We start from the raw sequence: 23601 nt of genomic DNA, 5'->3' as shown, positions 1-23601 counted from the left end.
GCAAAAATTGACTATCGAAGTGCATCCTTTGTATCTCCCGATAAAATGAGAACTCATGATCCAAAGTGTAAATCCCATCCCTGCCTTTGATATTAAGCAGCAATACACCACCATCGAAGCAGAAGTAAGTGCAGCTGTATTAGAGGTTCTGGCTTCTGGCCGCTATATTGGCGGCCCCTTAGTCGAAGGCTTTGAGCAACAGTTTGCTGCTTATAATACTGTTAGTGAATGTGTGGCTTGTAATTCTGGTACTGATGCGCTCTACTTAGCATTACGAGTCTTGGAAATTGGTGCAGGCGATGAAGTGATTACAACGCCTTTCACCTTTATTGCGACATCTGAAGTGATTAGTGCCGTGGGTGCAAAGCCTGTTTTCGTTGATATTGACGCTACTACGTTTAATTTGGATGTAGAGCAAGTGGCGGCGGCGATTACACCCAAAACCAAAGCGATTATCCCGGTTCACCTATTTGGACAACCTGTGGATATGACATCATTGATGGCGATCGCTCAGTCTCACAATTTATCAATAATTGAAGATTGCGCTCAGTCTACAGGGGCGATTTGGGCTGATCAAAAAGTAGGAAGCATTGGACATATTGGTTGCTTTAGTTTCTACCCTACCAAAAATCTTGGTGGTTGCGGTGATGGCGGGGCAATAACGACTAATGACCCAGCGATCGCTACTAAACTGCGAATATTACGGGATCATGGTAGTAAAATTCGATATTTACACGAGAAAATAGGTGTAAATAGCCGCTTGGATGCTCTCCAAGCAGCCATCTTGCAAATTAAGTTACGTTATTTAGATATTTGGAATGATCGCCGTCGAGATATTGCCAATTATTACTATCAGTTTCTTAGTCAAGTTCCGGGGATCGTCCCGCCTCAAGAATTACCTGGGGGTATTGGGGTATGGAATCAATACACTGTTCGCATCTCAGGTGAAGGGCGAAATGGTTCTAGCGCCAAATATCGAGATTGGGTGCGTAGTCAATTGCAAGAACAGGGCGTGAGTTCAATGATTTACTATCCCCACCCCTTACATTTGCAGCCAGTTTATCAAAGTCTAGGCTATCAAATTGGGGACTTACCAATAGCAGAGCAAGCTTGTCATGAAGTCATATCTTTGCCTATGTTCCCAGAACTAACAGAACAGCAGCAAGACCAGGTGATTTATGCTTTGAAAGAAGTTATGAGTTAGGAGTACAGACGCGATTAATCGCGTCTGTACAAGAGTTTGGAGTTTTGAATGAATAAGTTTCTTCAACTCATAACTTCTAACTCATTTCATTACTACATTTGCAGTCGCTAAGGCTTCCACTAAGCCACGCACAGCAGCAATCATTGCCACTTCGCTATTAAGTTGGTTGATGGCAGAACCAACACCAACACCAGCAGCACCAGCAGCGATCGCTAATGGTGCGGTAACGTTAGAAATGCCTGAAGCACATAATACTGGCACTGACACCACACGGGAAATCTCAAAAGCTGCTGCCAAGGTAGGAGCAGCTTTTTCAATTAATCCTAAAGTTCCAGGATGAGTTGGGTTACTGCTAGTACCGCCTTCGGTTTGAATAATGTCTGCTCCAGCTTTCACCAGTTCTTCCGCTAACTGCACCTGTTGATCTAGTTCCAAAATGTGGGGAACGGTGACAGATAGGGTGATTTCTGGGAAAAGAGCGCGGGTTTGCTTAGTCAGCGCTAGCACTTCTGGAGCCTCAAAGCGGTGTCCTTGAGCATAGAAGGAATCGAAATTCCCGATTTCAATTAAATCAGCACCAGCTGCCACAGCTTGCACAAATTTCTCTGGTTCTACTGCGGACACACAAATTGGTAATTTTGTCAAACTTTTAGCTAGTTGGACTAAGGCTGGATCGGCGGTAATATCGACAAAAGTAGCACCGCCAAATTCAGCAGCTTTGACAGTTGCAGCGACGCTAGCGGCGTCGAAGTTATTTAAGCCGCTGATCACTTTCAGAACGCGGCGGTTATTAAATGCACGTTGGAGTGGAGAATGCATCGTCATGGTTGGGCTTTTGAAGCTATAGAAAATTAGGTATATTCTACCGTCCCTCAGTTGATGAGGGACTAAATTACTATGGCAGTTGCCAAATTTTGATAGTTTTATCCTTACTGCCACTAACCAAAGTTTTACCATCCGCACTGAAAGCGATCGCATAAACTTCGGCTGAATGTCCATTAAAGGTGTGCATTAACTCTCCCGTGGTCAGTTCCCAGACTTTTACAGTCTTGTCATCACTACCACTAGCAATATATTCTCCATTTGGGCTGAAGGCGATCGCATTTACATCAGCTAAATGCCCCGGAATGGTGCGTATTTCCATGCCTGTGTCCAGTTTCCATACTTTGATGGTTTTGTCATCGCTAGCACTAGCTAACATCTGACCATCTTGGCTAATTGCAACGTCATTCACATCGCCTAAATGCTCTGTAAGAGTATGTATTTCCTTACCAGTATTCAAATTCCAGACTTTAATAGTTTTATCCTTACTGCCACTGACAATAGTCTTACCATCCGGGCTGATGGTAACGGATAAAACTGCCCCGGAATGCCCAGTAAGAGTACGTATTTCCTTACCAGTATTCAAATTCCAGACTTTGATGGTTTTGTCATAACTACCACTGACAATAGTCTTACCATCCGGGCTGATAGCAACAGAATTAACGAAGTCTTTATGACCATTCAAAGTGCGGCTTTCTTTGCCAGTATTTAAATTCCAGACTTTGATAGTTTTATCCTTGCTGCCACTGACAACAGTCTTTCCATCTGAACTGATGGCAACAGCATAAACCCAGTCTGAATGCCCGGTAAGAGTACGAATTTCATGCCCAGTTTCGATGTTCCAAATTTTGACAGTTTTGTCATCGCTGCCACTGGCAAGGTTATGACTTAAAGAGTTAGAGTTCATAGCCAGGGAATTAACTTCACCTAAATGCCCAGTTAGAGTTGTGATAGACGCCAAGCTTCGTAAATATATATATCCCCCTAACCCCAATAGCACAACAGCACCCCCCACCAGCAGTTTACTTTTCCACTGGATTTTCGGCGGTGCAACAGTGGCGAGTAAAGCAGATGGCGGTGCAACAGTGACGAGTAAAGCAGATGGGGGTCTATACTCACCCATTGATAGCGGCTGTAACCTTGAATCCAAATCTAGGAGGACTTCATCCGCTGACTGGTAACGCTCCTCGATATTTTTTTGTAACAGCTTCCCTAGTACATTTTTTATAGATGCAGATATTGGCAACCTCACGTATTGCTGCCAGTGTGTTACCCAGATGTAGCCCTCTTCAGCCCAGAGTTCAGAGGGGTTAATTCTCGTTAGCAGATGAAAGCAAGTCACACCCAAACTGAATAAATCGCTAGCTGCATAAGCGCGACGCAGTTTCATTTGTTCAATTGGCGCATAGCCATAGGAACCAATACTCGTGCCTGTATTATCCAAAGAATTTGTAGTTAACTGCTTGGCAACGCCAAAATCAATCAGCACTAACTTGCAATCGCTTTGGCGACGGATAATATTTTCTGGCTTAATGTCGCGGTGAATTACCTGATGTTCGTGGACAAATTTCAAAATAGGTAATAATTCACTTAAAACTTGCCAAATCTTGTCTTCAGTGAATAATTCCTTGTTGTCGTAACTCCTGCCCTAAAGTTTGCCCTTTGATCAACTGCTGCACCAAATATAAATAGTTATCCTGCTCAAAATAAGCATACAAAGTGGAAATTTGAGGGTGTTCTCCTAGCTGTTGCAGACGCCGTGCTTCTTCTTGAAATAATTCCGTTGCCTTATGCAAAGCGGCACTTCCTTGGACTTGGGGTGCTAGCTGCTTAACTACACAATGCTCTTTGAGCTTGTCTTCATCCTCTGCCAAAAAAGTTCTGCCAAATCCGCCGCCTCCCAGTGGTTGAATAATGTGGTAGCGGTTTCGGAGCCGTGGTAATAATCTTATCCCGCAACTTTGACAAAAATTTATGCCATTAGGGTTGAGGGGCTTCATGCAACTGAGATTGAGGCAGTAGCTCATAGTTAGGCATCTATCACCCGTTGTAATCTATGATAAATACTTCCTGTGCATCCCTTAGTATTTCTGATCGCTATGTTGTAAAATTTTGCTTTTGGAGCTTATTGTCCTAATTCAGCTAGGTATTAAATGCAGCATAGCGCCACATACGTCATCAAGTTCAGTAAATGCCTATGCGAAAATAATTAAGTTATGCCTTTCAAGAGGAACACATGCCATTTAGTCTAGAGGATCTTTTACCACTATCCTAGTCAAACTCTAGAGGCCACAAATCTGTAATTGGTACTTCCCATCCTGGAAGCAGTTCGGGAACTGTTAAAACATCGCCATCATGAAGTATTATTGCCTCTTTTCCAAAGTTGTAAACTTCAACAATCCGCTCATCTGGATTGAGCAAAATTCCTACCTTAGTTCCCAAACTCAGAAATTCTTGAATCTTGGCTCTCACATCCTCTAAATTATCGCTAAGGGACTTCACCTCTACAGTCAAATCAGGAGCCAATTGAGCAAAAGACTTGGGACTGTGACGCAAGCGTTCGGCTAAAACAAATGAGGCATCCGGTGCGCGTAAATCTGAATTTGGCAATCTGAAACCAGCACTAGAAGCTGCTGTTCGTCCCAGTTTGCGCGGTCTAACCCAGTTACGTAACTGGGCTATCATTTCAGCTGCGACCTCATCTGATTCGTATCCTGATGGACTCATGACAATAATATTACCCTTAACTAGTTCCATGCGATAGTCAGGATACTGTTTCTGCATTTTTTCAAAGTCTTCAAGCGTTAGGGACATAAAAACCTCTAATTATTACATGCCCTGTATTTATATTATGGAGACAACAGACCTCTTTAGGAGCGATCGCCCCATGAATTTCCCAGTCATCGCAAAACCCGTCACTCCAAAGACTTCCTATGTTCTGCTGTATAACGTCAATTGGGATCAACTAGAAAATTTCCTGAGTGCTTGCATTTCATTAAAGAGTGCAACACCGATAGCGTAGCGTTAGCGTTAGCGAAGCGTCCGCAGGAGCGTCACAGCCCATCGCAGACATCGCTTGCACAAAACTTTCCCTACTCTGAGCAATTTCACCCATTTTTTATGAGTCAATGCCAACTGATAATAAGCCTTGGCTAAGTCTTTTTGCTACCCCAGATTATTGAGGGGATATTTATCTGTTGCAATATTTTTTGAACTGGTATTACGTAAACTTTGAATGGTAGCGATCGCATGTTTTGCCACTCGATCAATTTCCTCTTGGGTATTAAACCGTCCAATACCAAACCGCACTGAGGCGTAAGCTAGCTGTTCTGAATGTCCTAGTGCTATAAGAACATGGGAGGGTGCAGTAGTTGCCGACGAGCAAGCAGAACCAGAAGATACGGCCATTACTGGCTGCAATCCTAGCAAAAGTGCGGCTCCATCCACTCCCTCAACACTGATATTCAAGTTTCCCGCCAATCGCTCTTGAGGATGTCCGTTAAGATGAATTCCCTCAACTTGGGAAAGCTGTTCCCACAAGCTTTGCCTTAACTGGGTGAGGCGTTGGGTTTCTATTGCTTGTTCTGCCAAAGCGATTTCTACAGCTTTCCCAAAACCGACAATTTGCGGTGTATACAATGTACCAGAACGCATCCCCCGTTCATGTCCTCCGCCATGCTGTTGAGGAGCCAATTGCACTCTGGGGTTGCGCCTGCGGACGTACAGCGCCCCAATGCCCTTTGGGCCATATACTTTGTGTGCGGTTAGCGACATCAAATCAATTTTCATCGCTTGTACATCCAAGGGAATTTTACCAATCGCTTGGGCGGCGTCGGTGTGGAAAATGATATTGCGATCGCCTCCAGCGGGGCCTAGTCCATTGCGGCACATTTCCCCAATTTCTGCCAAAGGCTGTAACACGCCAATTTCGTTATTTGCAGCCATTACTGATACCAAAATTGTCTCAGGACGGAAAGCTTTTTTTAACTCAGTTAAATCAATCAATCCATCTTTTTGGACAGGGAGAATAGTAATTTCAAAACCGAGAGTTTTTAAATAATTACATGGATCAATAACTGCACTATGTTCAGTGGCAACAGTAATAATATGCTGACCTTTTTTAAAATAAGCTTCGGCAACACCTTTAATAGCTAAATTGTTCGCTTCTGTTGCACCACTCGTAAAAACAATTTCTTCTGGTGTGGCGTTGATTGCTGCTGCTAAAGTCTCTCGCGTTTGTTTAACAGCAGCTTCTGCTTCCCAACCATAAACATGACTAATACTGGATGGGTTGCCAAAGTGTTCTGTGAAGTAAGGAAGCATCGCTGCTACTACCCGTTCATCTACAGGTGTAGTAGCGTGACAATCAAGATAGATAGGACGAATAGACATAAATTAACTCAAAATTTGACTCAAATTTTTTAATACACTTAGAACCTGATATAGTTCACTTTTTCGTTTAAAAAGTGTAAATTCATCAGACAATGCATACTTTGGTATATTTTGTTTATTCAGTTTTACAAAAATGAAATGACTACCATTCGTTACCAATCCAAAAGTAGGTTTGTCTTCACTAGGATTAGCCAACATATAAACAAGTGCTTGAGGTACGGCTTCTAAAAGAGAAAAACTAGCCCTTTTAGATTCAATTACTAACAACCACAATTGTTCTGGAATAACTAGAATATCAATTCTACCTCTAATAACTTCTCCTTCATCCTCCGCAGAAATTTCTATTGATTGCTCACCTCTCAGATAAAAAGGCTCATCATAAAATCCAGCTAAATTGAGTAAAGGAGATAAAACTACTAATTTCACCGTTTCTTCTGACAGAGGAGGACGCTTGAATAAACGGAGAAAATGAACTTTTACTCTGTCTAAATATTGCTTTTCTAAATCTGTAATTTCTGGTAAGTTATCAAACCATTCTGTGAAGAATGCCTCATCTTCGGCTAGCTGTAGACCAAATCTTTCTTCCAGATAAGCAATCCCGACATTTTGGGCTTGGATAAATTGAACCATAAATTATTTAAAATATGCTTTATAACTATTATGACACTATTTTAGTATTAATTTAGACAGGAAAAGCAAAGATAATTAGCTTAAAGCTTTACCTAAATTCTTTAAGATATTCACAACTTTATATAATTCATTTTTGCGTCTATATAAAGTGAATCTATCAGATAAAGTATACATTGGTTTATCTTGTTTTAGCAGTTTCATAAATTGGAAATCTTCTCCATTTATTACTAAAGAATATGCAGGATGCTCAGGCTGAGGATTTGCCAGCATATAAGTTAGTGCTTGAGGAATCGCTTTTGCCTACTTCGATGATAGCGTTACTGGTTTCCATATCGATTTCACCAATTTCACCATTTAGACCCACTGTTTTGTTGAAACTAACTAAATCAAACCCGGCCCGGATAATAGCATTAGCTACTTTATCTTCCAGAACTTTTTGAGGATTGACTGAGTTAAGCGCATTGATAATTGCTTGCTCAAATAGGCTGCTCACATCCTGCTTTGTTACTATAAATATGATTCACTTAGCATTGCTGTAACTATCCTGCATCCAATTGCGTTATGTGGCTGCTAATTCTTGTAATTTAGTTAAAACTGCCTGAGCATGAGCTTTGGTTTTTACATTAGGCCAAGCATAGACAATAATTTTATCAGGTGAAATTAGAAAGGTTAATCGAGCAACACCCATATATTCCTTACCCATAAATTTTTTCAACCGCCAAGCACCGTAGGCTTCTATCAAAATATGTTCTGGATCACTTAAGAGGGTGATTGACAACTTATGTTTGCTGATAAATTTACAATGAGACTTACCCAAATCTGGACTCACGCCTAAGATTTTCGCTCCCAGTGCGTTGAAGTTTTGATACAACTCGGTGAAATCTTTCGCTTCGGCGGTACAGCCTGGTGTGTCATCTTTGGGATAGAAGTAAAGGACAACCCACTGACTGCTGAGGTCGTCGAGACTGACTGAATTGCCATTTTGGTCAGGAGTGGAGAAATCTGGCGCTGGTTGTCCGACTTGGGGAATGTTGCTCATGATGGGGTGTGAGAGATTGCAATCGCTTTAGAATTGTACATAGATTGAGCGATATTACGTATTTACCAGCGTCACCAATTCATTAGCAGTAAGGTGATTTGCATAAAATAGGTCTGTTTTCTTAATTTTGAGTTAATTGATTCTCCACATTTTGATTGTTGAATCCTGACTCCCACTGAAAATGGTTTGTCCGTCTGGACTAAATACTAAAGAGTTAACAGCATCTAAATGTCTGATTACAGAGTAAATTTCTTCCCCTGTGCTTAAGTTCCACAATTTGATAGTCTTGTCTTGACTACCACTAACTAAAGTCTGTCCATCTGGGCTAATTGCCACAGATAATACAGAACCTAAATGACCAGTCAGAGTGCTTATAAGTTCTCCACTAATTAAGTTCCATACCTTGATTTCTGTGTCATCACTGCCACTAACTAAAGTATGCCCATCTGGGCTAATTGCCACAGACCGAACAATTTCTTTATGCCCAGTGAGGGTATAATTTGTCCACACAATTATTGTGTGATCATAACTACCACTGGCTATGCTTTGCCCATTGGGGCTAACTGCTAAAGAGGTAACACCCTTTGAATGCCTAGCATGAGTATGAGTTATTTTTTCTGTTTTTAAGTCCCATTGCTTGATAATGTTGTCCAAGCTAGCAGTAAACAGAATTTGCTTAGTTGGATGAAATGCAACAGACATAACACCTTTTGAGTGCCCACCAAACCTTTGAATAAATTCCCCAGTTTTAAGATTCCATATAATGCTTGTTATATCCTCACTACCACTAACTAAAGTTTTGCCATCTGGGCTGATTGCAACGCAGTTAACAGAGGCAGAGTGTTCAGTAAGGGTGTAAATTTCTTCTTTTCTTTGCAAGTTCCACACTTTGACTTTTCCATCTGTACTACCACTAGCTAATATTTCCCCGTCGGGGCTAATAGCTACAGAGTTAACTGGGCTTGAATGCCAAGATGATAAATCACCCATGATGCTTTCTAATGTGATTTTTTGCAACTTGAGTGCTGTTTGTAGATTACTCAGCTTAGGTTTGGCTTGTCTAGGCGGATATAAAGTCTCATGAATTTTTGCCAAACTTTCCAAAATTGCTTGGGTGTTGACTGGGCGATCCTTTGCTGATCGCATCATCAGATGATCAATAAAATCTGCTAACAAAGGAGATATATGATCAGCCTCATCACGCCAGTTTAGACCAGCAGTGTATGGGTCACCATAGGGATCATCCATTAGATCAAGAGGATACTTTCCTGTAACCAGATGGACAAAAGTACGACCCAAGGCAAAGAAATCTGATTGTGGAATAGCATGACCAGTGATTTGCTCTAATGGAGCATAGCCATCAGAAACAAATTTTGTGATTTGACCTGCTGCTTGTTTTTTCTCATAAGTTCCGGTAATTTCCCGCGCGATACCAAAGTCGATTAATACCAATTGTCCATCAGCAGTTAGCATAATGTTTGAAGGCTTTATATCCCGATGGAAAAACTGCTGCTGATGTACTTCGTGCAAAATATTTGCCAACAGTGTTAACCAAAGGACTGCTTGCTTTTCACTGATGGGACGATTACTACGTTTTTCTAACCATTCATGTAAATTTTCTCCATCAATTTTATCCATTACCAAACAGTGAACTGGCTCTTGGCTATCTTGAGGAAAAAACTGAAAATATTCCTCAGCATTAGGAATTCCTGGATGATTTAGTCGCTTTAAAACTTCAGCTTCTTGCTGAAAAAGTGATACTACTTTAGTTTGATTGAGTGTAAGAACCTTCAAAATTTTTAGCTTGCCACTGTCACTTATCTCAAATGTTTTAGCAAAGCCACCTTTGCCTATAGGTCGTGTTACTCGATAACACCCTTCTAGTAGCAATTCAGAGCCACAGCTTTGACAGCGCAGTAGATTATCAGGGTTGTCAGGACTTTGGCAGTTAGGATTAATGCACAGGCTCATCGTCTCGAAATGTGACAGATTTATCTAATATTTTAGCTTTACTTACTGAGAACTTGGATAAAATTAGCATCAAAGCGATGCCTGCGGCCGGCTATTCCCCTGATGGCAAGGGACGAGATGTGTTGGGTAGATTCAAGGTTTAATCGGCTCTAATGGTGCAAAATTTATTGAGATGGCGATTGAAAATGTCAACAAACCAACCACTGGGGCGATCGCTTCTATAATCAACCTGATGGTTCTCCTTTTTGCAGCTTTCGGCGTTTTCGCTCAACTTCAAGATGCCCTTAACACGATTTGGTCTAGTACAGCCAAAACCCGGACTCGGTGTCATCAAAATCATTAAAAGCCGCTTTTTATCGTTTATTATAGTGCTGGAGATTGACTTTTTACTGGTCGTGTCCCTCGTACTCAACGCTGCTTTGACAGCGCTATTTAGCTTTTTTGTGAATTTGATACTAAGTGTTGAGATTTTCAACTTCGTATCTTCGTTTTTTGCAACTACGCTGCCATTCAGTTTAATTTATAAAGTTTTGCCAGATGTTAAAATAGCCTGGAGTAATTTTAATATTAGTGATGCCTAATATTCAAGAACACGTCAACACTCTCGTTACAAAATTTGTTCCTGGTTATAGATTTCTTCGTTTACAAGAACTCACAATTGATAAAAATAATTCACTCCAAACAGAAATTAATAGTAAATCAATTAAAGTTCTCAGTTGGAATATTGCCAAACAAAACTATAATAAAACTTGGATTAAAGATTTTTCAAAAATAATTGAAAATTATCAACCAAACATCATATTTTTACAAGAGTTTTCTCTAAAGCTAGAAGCAGATGAATGGCAAAAATGGCTAAAAATGAATTGGAATTTTGCTCCTAACTTTGTAGATATTCATCATCAAACATATTCGGGAATTTTTACAGCAGCTACAATCAGTCCACTCACCAAAAAAGTTATAACTACTAAACATTATGAGCCGATTGTTAAAACTCCTAAAATTTCTTTAATTACTGAGTATCTGCTATCTGAACAAAGTACAACTCTCCTGACAATCAATAGTCATCTGATAAATTTTGTAGATTTAAATAAATTTAGAATCCAACTAAATGAATTAGAGCTAGCATTATCTATACATCGTGGTCCACTAATATTTTCAGGAGATTTCAATACTTGGAGTCGAAAAAGAGCAGTTATCCTCAATCAAGTAACAACTCAATTAGGATTAACACCAGTAATTTTCGCACCTGATGAGAAAGAGAAAATTAAACGCTTCCTGTTATCACCCCCTTTAGATCATATCTTTTATCGAAATCTCAGTGTGAAGAAAGCCAGTGCTAAGGTGCTAGACCAAATTTATTCATCCGATCACAAGCCATTGTTGGCAGAATTTACTTATACCAATACTCAAAAAAATTAAGATGCTTCTAGATGGTGGTGTTCTAGCTATTTTTAGCACAGCTACAGTTGTTGTTCATCTCGTGGGAGTTGCACATGCAGCCCATGCAGTGATGAATGTGCGTTCTTCCCAAGGGGCAATTGCCTGGAGCATTTCTCTAATTACCTTTCCCTGGCTAGCTATTCCGTTGTATTGGATTTTAGGAAGAACTAAATTTCATGGATATGCTGAAACACTGCGCTCAGTCTATGCACAACATTACAAGCTTATTCATCCGATTTATAGTGAAATTAATAAATTTCAGGTTGCACCACCAGATAATCTAGCCAAGTTGCAACCATTCGCGGAGGCTTTTACAGAAATTCCTTTCACATCAGGCAATGCTGCCGAATTACTGATTGATGGTCAGCAAACTTTTGAAGCGATGCTGAAAAAGATTGCATTGGCGACAAATTATATTTTGTTCCAATTCTATACTGTTAACGATGACCAAGCTGGTAATGAGTTTAAAGAAGCATTGATTGCTAAAGCCAAGCAAGGAATAAACATCTACTTTCTCTACGATGAAATTGGTTCAAAGAAACTATCTCGCCCTTATATCCAGTCTCTACAACAGCATGGAATTGCAGTAAGTGCATTTAACACCACCCAAGGTCAGGGTAATCGGCTCCAATATAATTTTCGCAATCATCGGAAAATTCTGGTGGTGGATGGAGAAATAGCATTTGTAGGTGGACTAAATATTGGTGACGAATATTTAGGAAAAAATCCTCGCTTGAGTCCTTGGCGTGATACCCACATGATGCTCGAAGGCCCAACTGTACAAAGCCTACAAAACTCCTTTGTGCGAGATTGGTATTGGGCAACTCAAAAACTTCTCGAAGTTAACTGGCAGGTAAAAATTAATCAGGAAACTAATCAAACTGCATTCATTCTTCCTACAGGCCCCGCAGATCAGCTACCAGCTTGTAAGCTTTTTTTTGTCGAACTAATTAATCAAGCTCAAACTCATCTCTGGATTGCTAGTCCATACTTTGTGCCGGACGAGGCAACATTGTCAGCCTTAAAACTGGCAGCAATGCGAGGTGTAGATGTGCGAATTCTCTTACCAAATCGACCTGATCACTTATTTGTTTATTTATGTTCCTTCTCTTATTACACCGAAATGGAAAAAATCGGTATCAAGTTGTATCGTTACAAAAATGGGTTTATGCACCAGAAAATTATAGTCATTGATCAGAATATAGCAGGGGTAGGAACTGTTAACTTAGATAGTCGCTCTTTTTCCCTAAACTTTGAAGTTATGGGTTTTGTTACCGAGCCTCAGTTTGTCCAAAGTGTGAAAAAGATGTTAGAGGATGATTTAGCTGTCTGTGTTGCTGTTGAGCTTGATGAGTACGATAAAAAACCTTTTTGGTTCAAGTTAGCTGTGAGAGTCTCTCGATTGCTGACTCCCTTACTTTAATATTTCAACGACATTTTCAGCTTTAAACTAAAATTGATTATTAGTTTTTCACTTCTACTATGCCTCAAAACCACAACAGCAATTCCCGAAGATTACCCAAAATTAGAACCACGATTTTTTACATCTTCGTTGTCATCGCTGTTTTAGTAGTAGCCTTTCCTTGGCTATACGAAATTAAAACCAAGGTTGGGATCGACATATCGCCTGGACGCCATGCTGGAACCTTTTTTGAAAAACATACCCACGGACTTTTCAAGTGTGAGTGGCTTTATCCTTACCATTGCGATCGCCCCCAAGGTTAAGTAGGAGAATTGAACCTCGGATGACTAAATACTAGTATTAATTGAGACATTATAAACATCCTCTTACTGTTATTCCAGATGATTATACGTTTTATGTACAGCTTCATTTTCCTTTAGCAACGACTGAGTTATTACTGAAGAAGGGAAAAGGGGAAAGGGAAATCTGGACTATCAAAATAGGTACTGTGATCTGGGCAACCATTTAGGTAGTACATTGTAATATTTTTATCCATGAGTTTGGCGTATGGTTTTCACGCTTTGGTTGCAGCGCTTGTGGAATTAGTGTAGCTGCGATCGCTGCCTAAGTCTCACATACAGCGTATTACAGGTAAATGAAGTACACCGCTAGGGACACAACATGTTGTGCCCCTACGATAATCTGTACCTCACCTTGACGTAGCCTAAGAAGAGAAGTTGCAATCTGCTGTATGGAAACCTATGAATCGGAATCTATATCTCAACGTAATTTAGCAGAGCGGTTCCGAGTTGCCCCAAGTTTTATATAGGTGCGGAAGATGGAGTACAAGCAGCAACTTTGGCAATTTGTACCCAGTGAGTAACAACACATATTATGGGACAAGCTTTCTTGCCCATTTCACAAGATGTAAACAGCTACCACTTTCCAGTGTCGTCTTCTTGCTGCAAACCTATTAACTGGCGCCGCTTCCAAGCAAAAGCAAGAATATTAATACCTAATTCTTGAGCGGTGCGAATAGCAAGTCTAGGCAGGGTAAGGTCTTTATCTAATCCCCAAGCAGATGCTAAATCACCAATGATTAGAATAATTCCTCCCGCAGTTGATATTTCAACTGGTCGTTGATTTACTATTGGTAAAGCCGCAAACAAAAAAGGTTGCACTCTCAAGGGGTGGTCGCTTCGTAATTCTGTTAAAGGTTTTAAAGGGTTTTTTAACTGTTCGGCTAGAGAATGAGTACTTTCTATTAAAGGAGTTGCATCTCTAGGTGCATCGACTAAAAGTACTCCACCTGAATTGAGATATTTTTTCAGAGATTCCAACTCGACATTATTGAAGGATAAAGCTTGTTGCCCAGTAAGATAAAGTAAGTCGTATTCTCGAATATTCTCTGATAAAGTAACCTGTCCTGCTTCTTCAGTTCCTTGTAAATAAGAGTACAAAGGCTCAATAGATTGTAACAAGTAAGATAAATTAAAAAAATTGCGATCGCATCCAGGGTCACTATGGTTTACTTGCGCCAGCTGTACAATTGCTTGAGGTCGCGCTTGCGCCTGACGTCGGTAACGTAAATTAATATTATTATAACCAGGAAAAAATGCATCAGTAGGTTGAGTAATATCTTTTTGTCCTGGCTGCAAAAGAATACGACAAATTTCTATTTCGGAAATATCTAGTGTTGAATTTCTTTGGTCAAACCGATAAGTTTCGCGGACAGTATCTCTTGATTCACGCGATCGCAGTTCTTCTGGGTCAATATAACTAACTGTTAAGTAGACCATCAGCGGCTCACTACTTGCCACTTCCAGATCAATTGGAAAGTCGTAAGGTGTCGGTACAACAATTAAATTACCAGCCAAATCTATAGCAATACCTGGTTGAATTTGTAACCAGCGTCCATCTCGATATTTAGCTTCGACTTCATTCGGCGTCTCAACATCTCGCACACCTAAACCGCAAACAATTCCCGGTTGGTTTAAACATTGATAATGAGTATTTTGTCGTGTGCGGTGGTAATTATGTGCTTTCCGCCAGCGTTCAGCATTTATAAGTAAACCATCGGAAGCTTGTAAACGCTCAAAAGGTTGAATTGGTGGAGGTGGAAAAGGGTGAGACATAATGAGTTAGGAGTTAGAAATTGGGAGTTAGGAATTGGGATTATCATAGAGGAGTATTCAATATGTCATGAGTCCCGCAGTGAAGTATATCGCAAGTCATCGAAATCACTGAGATTCTAGCCTGTGGCAAATGCTCCGCCGGAGCGCTACACCCAGAATGAGAATACAGTCCTTCGCTTATAGTAATAAATACTGAAATTCTTTGCCGGATTGGAATGACAATATAGATACTGCTAATAATGTCAACCTGTCCCTTCTATAGATAATTCATATGTACAGAAAGCGGGTTTTTCTTGTTCGATAATTCTTCTTACAAGTGCTTCGTGTATAGTATTTGATTCTTTTGGTCGCAAACACACTACAAAATGATATGCTCTTCCTCCTCCTAACACAGCATTTCCAAGTACTGCTTCATTGAGAGTAAAACTATTACCAAAAGGTTCTGTAATACTAATGTGTTTATCATTTTCATTTGGTATATTTTCATCTAATGGTAGCCCTGTATACAAGTGTAAATAGAGACGCAACCCTTTACGAGTTCCTCGCCATCGATATAAGTCAACCGCTCTACGAATTAACCGACGCTGCTGTTGAAGTTCCCATGTTGAGTCAAATTTCCAACCAACCCAGTGAGCCAAAAATGGTAACAATGCTTGCGGCGCCGTCAAAGGATCGATGTTCGCCCACATAGTATTAAAGCTATCAATAGCTGGTTGATAAGCTTGTTCAAATATATTTATGAAGCGACCAATAAAGTCTACTTCCCGATATAAAAGCGGCAAAAATTCCATGTACGTAGACCAAGGTCGTATACATATATTAAATTCGTCGCTTGTCTCAATTTTTTGTTGTTCTGTGCCTGGGTCTAGATGTAAATGAACTGAACAGTGAAAGTTAAGGTCTAATCTATCTTTTTTTCCTGGGATGATTGCAGAGCGATCTTCAAAAAAGGTGGCAGGAACTTGAAAATAAAGCACAGCTTGCATAGTATCTCTAGGTGCAATTTCAGAACCTTCTGTACCTATTTGACACCACTCTTGAGGAAAGTCACCTTTTACTTTCAAGTCCAACTGTAAAGGATTTACCGTCAAGTTTTGCACTTGCACAATCATTTCGCTGGGTTGTCCAGGATGTAGTAACAAACTGTGCCCAACAGTGACATCAAAACTTTCTGCCCCTGTAAACGCCAAAGCTACTCCCGGTAGTGCTTCAGGAATTTGCATTGGGATTAAGTCTATTTTGACTTTAGAGGTAGAACGACTTTGAATCATAGTAATACTAAATGTAGAGACGCGATATATAATAGCGTCTTGATGTATTTTTGATATATCGTGTCTTTACTAACGATTAAGAATATTAACTACGTGATTGGAACGCAAGTTATTATCAGCCCAAGAACAAATTAAACCTTGTACTCCTGGGTCAATTACCCGCTCCGGTGATGGCTGGCGTCTCCATGTGTCGCTTTGTTTGCGTATAGGAAATAGTAGAACCGGGCCCAGATAACGGACACCGGGAGCTTGTTGGAGTAATGCCACAATATCTGATTCGTAAAGTGGGCGCCCGAATACCCAGCCTTTTCCTTCAATACCTCCAGTTAAGGGATTTAAAAATTTATACAGCGATATTCGGATAGCACGCAGAATTTCTTCACGTGCCAGAGGGTTATCATAAGCTGGTTCTAAACCGATTTCGCTTTGGACACAAACACCGATATATTCCGGTTGTTGTAGTTGAACTTGCACTCCTAATAATCTTCTTTCATCTAAATAGCGCAAAACTTGTTCTTGAAGTGCTGGACTAAGGTCGAATCGATCGGGAGATAAACCTTGTCCTTGAGCGATCGCATCTGTGTTGTAATTGGGCACTATCAATAAACTGACTGTACCAGCTTGTCGATTTGCATCGGCTGGTAAACAGCGAACACGAGCAATTGCTCCTTGACCCGCTTGTTGGGCTAATACTTCAAAATCTTCAACTGTAACTGCACGGTCACGGGAACGTAAAATTTGCGGTGCCTTAATTACTGCTTGTTCGAGTGACTCTGCATCTGCTCCATTAATGGCGCCTTTATGGTTAATGACAGTAGCAACATAAGGAACAGCAGATTTTAAAAATTGCAGCGAATGAATTTGAACATTGCCTTGTCTACCTCCTCCTGTACGGTAACTAACCATTCTGATTTCGGCACCACGTGCAGGGATTGCTCCGTACTGATGTTCGAGAGTACTTTTGTCTAAATCACTAACTTGAATAAATGTATCTTCAGGTCTTGGTTGCTGGATACGTGAGCGAACTTCTGTTTGACTTTTAAGTTGACTGGGTTCCCGAATTAATGGGCCAAACTGAACTGTACCGCTAATCGAATCTATTATGTAGTGAAAACTTTCTGAAGTGGAATCGGCAAAATCTCGAACTTCTTGCCATTTTTGAGGCAAACTACCTGGAGGAATAACTATAATATACTCCTTCTCTCGACGTTCCAATATTGGTGGTTGCTGAAGTTGAAAAATTTGTCCTGGTTTGCCATTACTAAGACCCAAACGTTCATCTTCAATTAAATTACTTTGACTTGCGCGGACTGTACCACCAACTGCACGCACTCCCAAACCAGCAATTCGTGGAGGACGATTATAACCAGAATCATTTGTGCCGAATTGAGTGAGTACACAGCGAATCCAGCGACCTCGATAAGATATAAAGTTAGTTACAGGCCAGTTTTGCGGTAAATGCAACCGTATTTCTGTTCCTTGCTCTGGATTGCTACCTTGTTGGGCAATTTCGTAAAAACTAAAACCTCGTGTTTTATCGTCTACTTCTTTCAAAAGAATACTTTGCCACTTTTCGCCATCCCAAGCTTCCCAACGGCGCGGGGGTTGGTTAGGATTAATACCAGTAGGTGTTGCAGATGCTGCTTGAATAGTAATTTCTAAAACATTACCATCGAGAGGGTCATCCGAATTAATAACTAAGTAAAAACAGTTACCTACTGATGGTTCTTCTTCAAATATCGGTTGTTCGCTACCTTCCCAGAAAGCATCAGATTGACGGTTCCAAGTATTAGTTATTCTTTCTCGTAAAGATTGGGGAATTTCTTCTACACTCAACGCTGTTAAAACATGTTGTAAACGGGGTTTTGCAATAATTAAAGGAGAATCAGTGCTAAAAGTAATAGCTTCTGTTGTTTGAGTTCGTACCGTTGAAACCTCAATTCCTTCTGGAATTGTGTAAGTTTCCGGTAAATCAGAACTTAAATAAAAAGTTAAGTCTGTGCGCGCTGGGGCAGGGGGTTGGAGACGAATCCCTAGTAATTCCAGAAAGGCGACATAATTTTTACGTGGGACTTGATTAAACCTAAGTAGCATTTGGTCGGTTAACCAAGCAAACAGTTCAACCAGCGTAATTCCAGGGTCACTCAGATTATGATCTGTCCATTCAGGACAGTAGCGAGGAATACGCATAATGCACTCTTCCACCAAATCGTCGAAGGTACGGTCATCCAAATTTGAAGAAGGTAATTTTGGTAAAAAGTCAAATTCCACAGTTTTATTTTAGATTTTAGATTTTAGATTTTAGATTATTAATCTTGTGGGGTGGGCATCCTTGCCCGCCTCTACATAATTTTGGATTACCGTAGGGGCGGTTTTACTGATATCTTAATGAATTTAAAATCTAGTTAACCCGTCCCGACTCCGCTGAAACCAAATAAAAAGGATAAACAAAGCTGTAAACGTCAGGATAATCTTTGAGTTTGTATTTGATAATAATGTCTACCCTGCCGCGTATTGGATCGGGGTCAGCGCGAACATCATTAAGAATGATACGCGGTTCCCAAACTTCCAAAGCTTCTGTTACATACATACGAATTTGCAGTAAAGTATCGCTATTCAAGGGAGCAAACGCCAATTCTGATAAGCGACACCCAAAGTTCGGTCGATATACCCGTTCACCTAGGCTGGTACGAAGAATAATCCATATCGACTCTTTGACTTTTTCATCCTCACTGCTAAACTTGACTCCACCCTGCAAATTTAATTGCAGTGGAAAAGTCCAACCTCTCCCTAAATATTCTCGCTGCTGACCATATGGATCTGGCATTTCGGCGCCCTCCGCAGTAAATACCATATATATCCAAAATATTGGGGCAGAAGATATAAACCTATTCGCCAAAGGTCGAGTTTCAACGAAAGGGTAAAGGGTAAAGGAAATATTTTTACCTTTCCCCCTTATTTATAGAATTGGTTTAGGACCTGTTATTGGTGTAGTCATTGTAATTGGTCCCAAAGTACTAGTTAGTGTCATAGTTCCAGCAGTAATCGCCAAAAGACCGGGTGTAGTAATTGTGATGGCGCCACCTGCGGTCATACTTATATCGAGACCAGCTGTCATAGTCATCGCACCACCTGAATTCATGCTCATAGTGGTGCCTGCTGTTGAATTAATGGATAAGGCTGTTGAGGAAATAGAAGCTGTAGCAGTATTACTAATAGTGGCGTTTGCTTTGATACTGATATTACCAGTAAGGTCATCAACAAGTATTTTCTGTCCTGCTGATGTTTCTATTTCTATAAACTTTTTAGTATCGTTAACACTAATTTTATGCCTACCTATTGTCTCAATATATACACCTGTATTACTAGTAGCTTTATCTTCATCTACAAACTGTAATTGATGTCCAACACGGGTTTTGAAGGTTCGCAGACGAACTCGACCGCCAACTACACTGTCATTTACAGAAGTTGGTGGTGCATCTTTCCCGTTCCAAACTGCACCAATAATATAAGGTCGGTGAATATCACCATGTTCAAAACCAACCAGCACTTCATCGTTAATTTCTGGTAACCAGTCAGTTCCACGACCGGAACCGGCACCCGTTGATATCACTCTTGCCCAATAACTTTCATGTTCTTCGGTAAGGGTGGGAAACTTAACTTTAACTCGGCTCAATCCTTTGGGATCTTGATTATTGGTGACAATTCCCACTAAAAATGTTTGACCTGGTTGTAAACGTGTTTGTGGCGATATTGAGTTGTATAAATTACCAGAACGTAAACCTCGAACGCTAAATTCCGTAGTATAAACTCGCTGGCTGTAAAAGTGACGTGTTTCCGTAATGTAATACTTACCGCTAAAGCGATCGCCCATCTTTTGTAGAGTTACAAACCTACCCGGTCTAATTTTGGGATTACCTTCTGCTTTTGCATCTGCATAGACAAATTCTCCCCCCAATTCATCACATAAAGCTTGAGCCATTACCTCAGCTTCTTTGGCACTAAAAACGGGTTTATCTACAACAGTCATTAGCGGAGGTTTGCTAATGTTGAACTTGTTACTGCTATTACTTCCTTTTTGATTGCCAGTATCAGTTATTACCTTCTCTGATTGAGCCTTGGAGGTAATTAACTTTTTCTGAGTGTAGTCCCAACTACGCACTTCAACTGCACTCACTTGTTCTGCACTGGTAACGCGAGTACTAAAACTACTAATTTCGTCTAGCCATTTCAGTTTTACAGCTTCTTGAGCTTCTGGTTTACGAAAGTTTATTTTACCTTCTTCAATAAAAAGTTCAAAACCAATACGAGCAGATCTTTCTCGCAAAAACTCCATATTAGTTTGATTTTCTTGAAAAATATACTCATGAGCTTCGCCACTCTCGTCTATTTTTCCAAGCTGTATACCTACTTCTTGAGCAATTTTGCGTACTATATCGCTATCGGTATTATTCAAAAAAGAGCGATTTTGGCGCCCTCTATGCAGTCGATGCGAGGTATCGTAACCACGAACAATTATAGGAGCCTCAGATTTATCATTAAAATGGACTTCAATCGCTGTAATTTCACCATCAATTAAGTAGCCAGATTTTTCTATGTTAAAATTTTCATCTTGGGTAGTACTAGAACTAAACCCTAATCTGACTTTTTTACCAATTTCAAACACATGTTCGTGACGCCAGGGTTGGTATTGCGATTTATTGTTGGTAGGCAGATAGCTGTTGTGAACTACCAATGTAAACATTGCTGGTAAGTGCAAACTTTCTTCAATGGTAATTTGCAATAAATCCTTGATTAATTCAGGAGGTGCTTGTTCTCCTCCTATTTCAACTAGAGGTTGAGATAAATAAAGAGTTTGTTGTGCCATAGTTCACTTTAAAATTCACTCAGAAACTTGAAGAAAGCAAAGGTCAGATAAATCCACCGAAATATTATTTATACTTTATTTCTTTCCCCTTGGTGGCTTCGGACCTCCTGGTGCTGGCTTCGGACCTCCTGGTGCTGGCTTCGGACCTCCTGGTGCTGGCTTCGGACCTCCCCCTGCGGGATTCGGGCCTCCTCCTGCTGGATTTGGACCTCCCCCTGCGGGATTCGGGCCTCCTCCTGCTGGATTTGGACCTCCCCCTACGGGATTTGGACCTCCCCCTGCGGGATTCGGACCTCCCCCTGCGGGATTCGGGGTTTCGTTGAAAAGAGATGCACTTTGAGGGCTATCTTGTCGCTCCTGTCCCTGAGAAGCAGATTGAGTTCCTCCTGGGAGGTTATTTTTATCTACTTCTTGCAATGAAATATCTACCATTGCTCTAACTGGTGTTCCATCAGTAAGAAACATATTCAGGGTATAGGTTAGACTATTCATTACACAGTAAAAATATTCATCCTTCCATATAAATGTATAAACTGGAGGACGTGTATCAGTTTGGTTTTCAATAGTTTCAACTCCCTTTTTAATAATATTTATGTATGTCATTACAGACTCTTTCGTTTCATAAGTATCGAAAATTAATTGTCTAAGTGTAAATTGATAAGGCTCAACACCTGAGAAGTTAATCTTTGGCAATAAAGTTGTTCCTCTATTGCCAGGATGTTTTTGCCAGTTAACAGTTCGAGAAAAGCTAATTTCATGAGGGTTAAACATTAACTCAATGTCTGGTGCCTCCCCGTTGTAAGCTTTGAGTTTAGCTTTTTCAAGTTGAGGTTGGCGTTTTTGAGGAGTGATTACAGAAGGACTTGGCATTTGAATATTATCTCCTAAAACTCAAAATCTAAAATCCAAAATCTAAAATCCAAAATCGTATTACCAGGGTAAACGACCTGGAAAAATGCCTTGACGTTCTTTCTCAATTTCTAGCTGTTGTCGTAATCTAGTATAAACTTCACGAGCAAGGGTTTCGAGAGCTATTTCATCATCTTCTTTGGAATTAGCTGATTTGGAATTAGATGACTCATCAAAAGAACTTTTTATAGTTTCAGTGATTGGTTTTATATCAGTAGATATATTGCTGGGTAAAGTTTTATCTTGATTATCATCAATTGCTTTATGCGAATATGCAGGTTTTTGTTGAATAGGAAAAGACTGATTACTTCTTTGGGAATTATATCCGTCTGCTATTTTACTGCTAAAGTTAGTAATATTAGACTCTTCATCACCTATATTTAGTAAACTTTCAATACTTGACCATTGTGAAGGAATATCTGAATTATTAGCAGAGGATATATTATTCGAATTTGCTTTTCTAAAAATTAAGGGTGGCGATGAATAATTATTTTGATCAGCAGTTTTTCTTTGTATAATATCTTCTGCTGTACCACCTTTGTTATGATGTTCAAGTAAATTAAGATTTTTTTGTGTATCTGCTTTATTAATTGCAAACTTCCCAGGTGTGAGTATAGCAGGTACTGTGTTTGATGCTGCTATTGGCTGATTATTGTCAACTTTTAACTGCGTTACTTGTCCGTCGTTGGCATCATCTTGGGACACTTTGAAAGGTGTCCCAAGATGAGCGAAGCCTGCAAAGGCAGGCTGTAAGGGTTCAACTTCAATAGTTTCTGGTGATGCTGGTTGAACTGGAACTGGCGCTGTTGTATCGATGTTTGGTATTGTTGCGTTACTGTTTTGGATTGATGTTTGCTGTAATGGTTCAACTTCAGAAGTTGGAGGTGATGCAGATTCACCCAAGACATTTGTCGTTGTTTGGATATTCGGTATTGTCGAGTTAAATGTCTGGTTTGTAGCTTGCTGTAATGGTTCAACTTCAGAAGTTGGAGGTGATGCAGATTCACCCAAGACATTTGTCGTTGTTTGGATATTTGGTATTGTCGGGTTAAATGTCTGGTTTGTAGCTTGCTGTAATGGTTCAACTTCAGAAGTTGGAGTTAACCCTGTTTGCTCAGAAACAGGTGTCGTTGTTTCAATATTTGGTATTGTCGGGTTAAATGTTTGGTTTGTAGCTTGCTGTAATGGTTCAACTTCAGAAGTTGGAGGTGATGCAGTTTCACCCAAAATATTTGCTGTTGTTTGGATATTTGGTATTGTCGGGTTAAATGTCTGGTTTGTAGCTTGCTGTAATGGTTCAACTTCAGAAGTTGGAGTTAACCCTGTTTGCTCAGAAACAGGTGTCGTTGTTTCAATATTTGGTATTGTCGGGTTAAATGTTTGGTTTGTAGCTTGCTGTAATGGTTCAACTTCAGAAGTTGGAAGTGATGCAGATTCACCCAAGACATTTGTCGTTGTTTGGATATTTGGTATTGTCGGGTTAAATGTCTGGTTTGTAGCTTGCTGTAATGGTTCAACT

The 23601-nt window shown here is 40.2% G+C and carries 21 protein-coding genes and 1 pseudogene; 6 read left to right on the top strand and 16 right to left on the bottom strand.

Annotation, left to right across the window (positions count from 1 at the left end; translation table 11 throughout):
- Positions 1–55: 55 nt before the first annotated feature.
- Entirely contained in the window at positions 56–1204 is a 1149-nt protein-coding gene (locus V7K48_RS09155) for a DegT/DnrJ/EryC1/StrS family aminotransferase (RefSeq protein ID WP_335071647.1), read from the top strand.
- 81 nt (positions 1205–1285) lie between these two features.
- Here the strand turns inward: V7K48_RS09155 and V7K48_RS09150 are convergent, their stop codons facing one another.
- From V7K48_RS09150 to V7K48_RS09110, 9 genes and pseudogenes are all read right to left on the bottom strand, one after another.
- Positions 1286–2029 carry a DUF561 domain-containing protein gene (locus V7K48_RS09150; protein WP_335071645.1) on the bottom strand — a complete coding sequence of 248 codons (744 nt, stop codon included), beginning with the start codon at positions 2027–2029 and terminating at the stop codon, positions 1286–1288.
- A 70-nt stretch (positions 2030–2099) separates the two neighbouring features.
- A pseudogene (locus V7K48_RS09145) lies at positions 2100–4053 on the bottom strand (protein kinase domain-containing protein).
- Positions 4054–4297: 244 nt separating this feature from the next.
- Positions 4298–4840, bottom strand: a complete 543-nt coding sequence (locus V7K48_RS09140; RefSeq protein ID WP_335071643.1) for a Uma2 family endonuclease — start codon at positions 4838–4840, stop codon at positions 4298–4300.
- A gap of 351 nt (positions 4841–5191) precedes the next feature.
- Positions 5192–6418 carry a cysteine desulfurase family protein gene (locus V7K48_RS09135; RefSeq protein WP_335071641.1) on the bottom strand — a complete coding sequence of 409 codons (1227 nt, stop codon included), beginning with the start codon at positions 6416–6418 and terminating at the stop codon, positions 5192–5194.
- A 3-nt stretch (positions 6419–6421) separates the two neighbouring features.
- The gene (locus V7K48_RS09130) at positions 6422–7048 is read right to left on the bottom strand and encodes a restriction endonuclease subunit R (RefSeq protein ID WP_335071639.1); all 627 of its coding nucleotides are present in this window, start codon (positions 7046–7048) and stop codon (positions 6422–6424) included.
- Positions 7049–7123: 75 nt separating this feature from the next.
- A complete protein-coding gene (locus V7K48_RS09125) occupies positions 7124–7318 on the bottom strand; it encodes a hypothetical protein (RefSeq protein ID WP_335071637.1) in 195 nt (64 codons plus the stop codon).
- On the bottom strand, positions 7296–7541 hold the full coding sequence (locus V7K48_RS09120) for a hypothetical protein (RefSeq protein WP_335071635.1): 246 nt from the start codon (positions 7539–7541) through the stop codon (positions 7296–7298). Before V7K48_RS09120 ends, V7K48_RS09125 begins: the two co-directional genes overlap by 23 nt.
- Positions 7542–7607: 66 nt before the next feature.
- A complete protein-coding gene (bcp, locus tag V7K48_RS09115; protein ID WP_335071633.1) occupies positions 7608–8087 on the bottom strand; it encodes a thioredoxin-dependent thiol peroxidase in 480 nt (159 codons plus the stop codon).
- A gap of 132 nt (positions 8088–8219) precedes the next feature.
- Positions 8220–10058, bottom strand: a complete 1839-nt coding sequence (locus V7K48_RS09110; RefSeq protein ID WP_335071631.1) for a serine/threonine-protein kinase — start codon at positions 10056–10058, stop codon at positions 8220–8222.
- 11 nt (positions 10059–10069) lie between these two features.
- Here V7K48_RS09110 and V7K48_RS09105 point away from each other — a divergent pair, with 11 nt between their 5' ends.
- From V7K48_RS09105 to V7K48_RS09085, 5 genes are all read left to right on the top strand, one after another.
- Positions 10070–10201, top strand: coding sequence for a hypothetical protein (locus V7K48_RS09105; protein ID WP_335071629.1), 132 nt, complete (start codon positions 10070–10072; stop codon positions 10199–10201).
- A gap of 29 nt (positions 10202–10230) precedes the next feature.
- Positions 10231–10401 carry a hypothetical protein gene (locus V7K48_RS09100; RefSeq protein WP_335071627.1) on the top strand — a complete coding sequence of 57 codons (171 nt, stop codon included), beginning with the start codon at positions 10231–10233 and terminating at the stop codon, positions 10399–10401.
- Between the two features lie 230 nt (positions 10402–10631).
- The gene (locus V7K48_RS09095) at positions 10632–11477 is read left to right on the top strand and encodes an endonuclease/exonuclease/phosphatase family protein (RefSeq protein ID WP_335071625.1); all 846 of its coding nucleotides are present in this window, start codon (positions 10632–10634) and stop codon (positions 11475–11477) included.
- Position 11478: 1 nt separating this feature from the next.
- Positions 11479–12921 (top strand): cardiolipin synthase, encoded by a 1443-nt coding sequence (gene cls, locus V7K48_RS09090; RefSeq protein ID WP_335071623.1) that lies wholly within the window; start codon positions 11479–11481, stop codon positions 12919–12921.
- Between the two features lie 59 nt (positions 12922–12980).
- Positions 12981–13223, top strand: a complete 243-nt coding sequence (locus V7K48_RS09085) for a hypothetical protein (protein ID WP_335071621.1) — start codon at positions 12981–12983, stop codon at positions 13221–13223.
- Positions 13224–13835: 612 nt separating this feature from the next.
- Here the strand turns inward: V7K48_RS09085 and V7K48_RS09080 are convergent.
- The 7 genes from V7K48_RS09080 to V7K48_RS09050 all read right to left on the bottom strand — a co-directional run.
- Positions 13836–15035 carry a DUF4159 domain-containing protein gene (locus tag V7K48_RS09080; RefSeq protein ID WP_335071619.1) on the bottom strand — a complete coding sequence of 400 codons (1200 nt, stop codon included), beginning with the start codon at positions 15033–15035 and terminating at the stop codon, positions 13836–13838.
- 242 nt (positions 15036–15277) lie between these two features.
- The gene (locus V7K48_RS09075) at positions 15278–16306 is read right to left on the bottom strand and encodes a phage tail protein (RefSeq protein WP_335071617.1); all 1029 of its coding nucleotides are present in this window, start codon (positions 16304–16306) and stop codon (positions 15278–15280) included.
- 69 nt (positions 16307–16375) lie between these two features.
- The gene (locus V7K48_RS09070; protein ID WP_335071615.1) at positions 16376–18577 is read right to left on the bottom strand and encodes a putative baseplate assembly protein; all 2202 of its coding nucleotides are present in this window, start codon (positions 18575–18577) and stop codon (positions 16376–16378) included.
- Between the two features lie 130 nt (positions 18578–18707).
- On the bottom strand, positions 18708–19133 hold the full coding sequence (locus V7K48_RS09065) for a GPW/gp25 family protein (RefSeq protein WP_335071613.1): 426 nt from the start codon (positions 19131–19133) through the stop codon (positions 18708–18710).
- Positions 19134–19265: 132 nt separating this feature from the next.
- Positions 19266–21173 (bottom strand): VgrG-related protein, encoded by a 1908-nt coding sequence (locus V7K48_RS09060; RefSeq protein WP_335071611.1) that lies wholly within the window; start codon positions 21171–21173, stop codon positions 19266–19268.
- Positions 21174–21248: 75 nt separating this feature from the next.
- Positions 21249–22043 carry a CIS tube protein gene (locus tag V7K48_RS09055; protein WP_335071609.1) on the bottom strand — a complete coding sequence of 265 codons (795 nt, stop codon included), beginning with the start codon at positions 22041–22043 and terminating at the stop codon, positions 21249–21251.
- 60 nt (positions 22044–22103) lie between these two features.
- Positions 22104–23601 (bottom strand): hypothetical protein (locus V7K48_RS09050; protein ID WP_335071607.1); only part of this gene is annotated, 1498 nt, incomplete at its 5' end.

The sequence above is a fragment of the Nostoc sp. genome (assembly GCF_036919615.1).
Lineage (GTDB): Bacteria > Cyanobacteriota > Cyanobacteriia > Cyanobacteriales > Nostocaceae > Nostoc.
The sequence above is the reverse complement of the archived record's forward strand: the minus strand, read 5'-3'. Positions and strand labels throughout refer to the sequence as shown.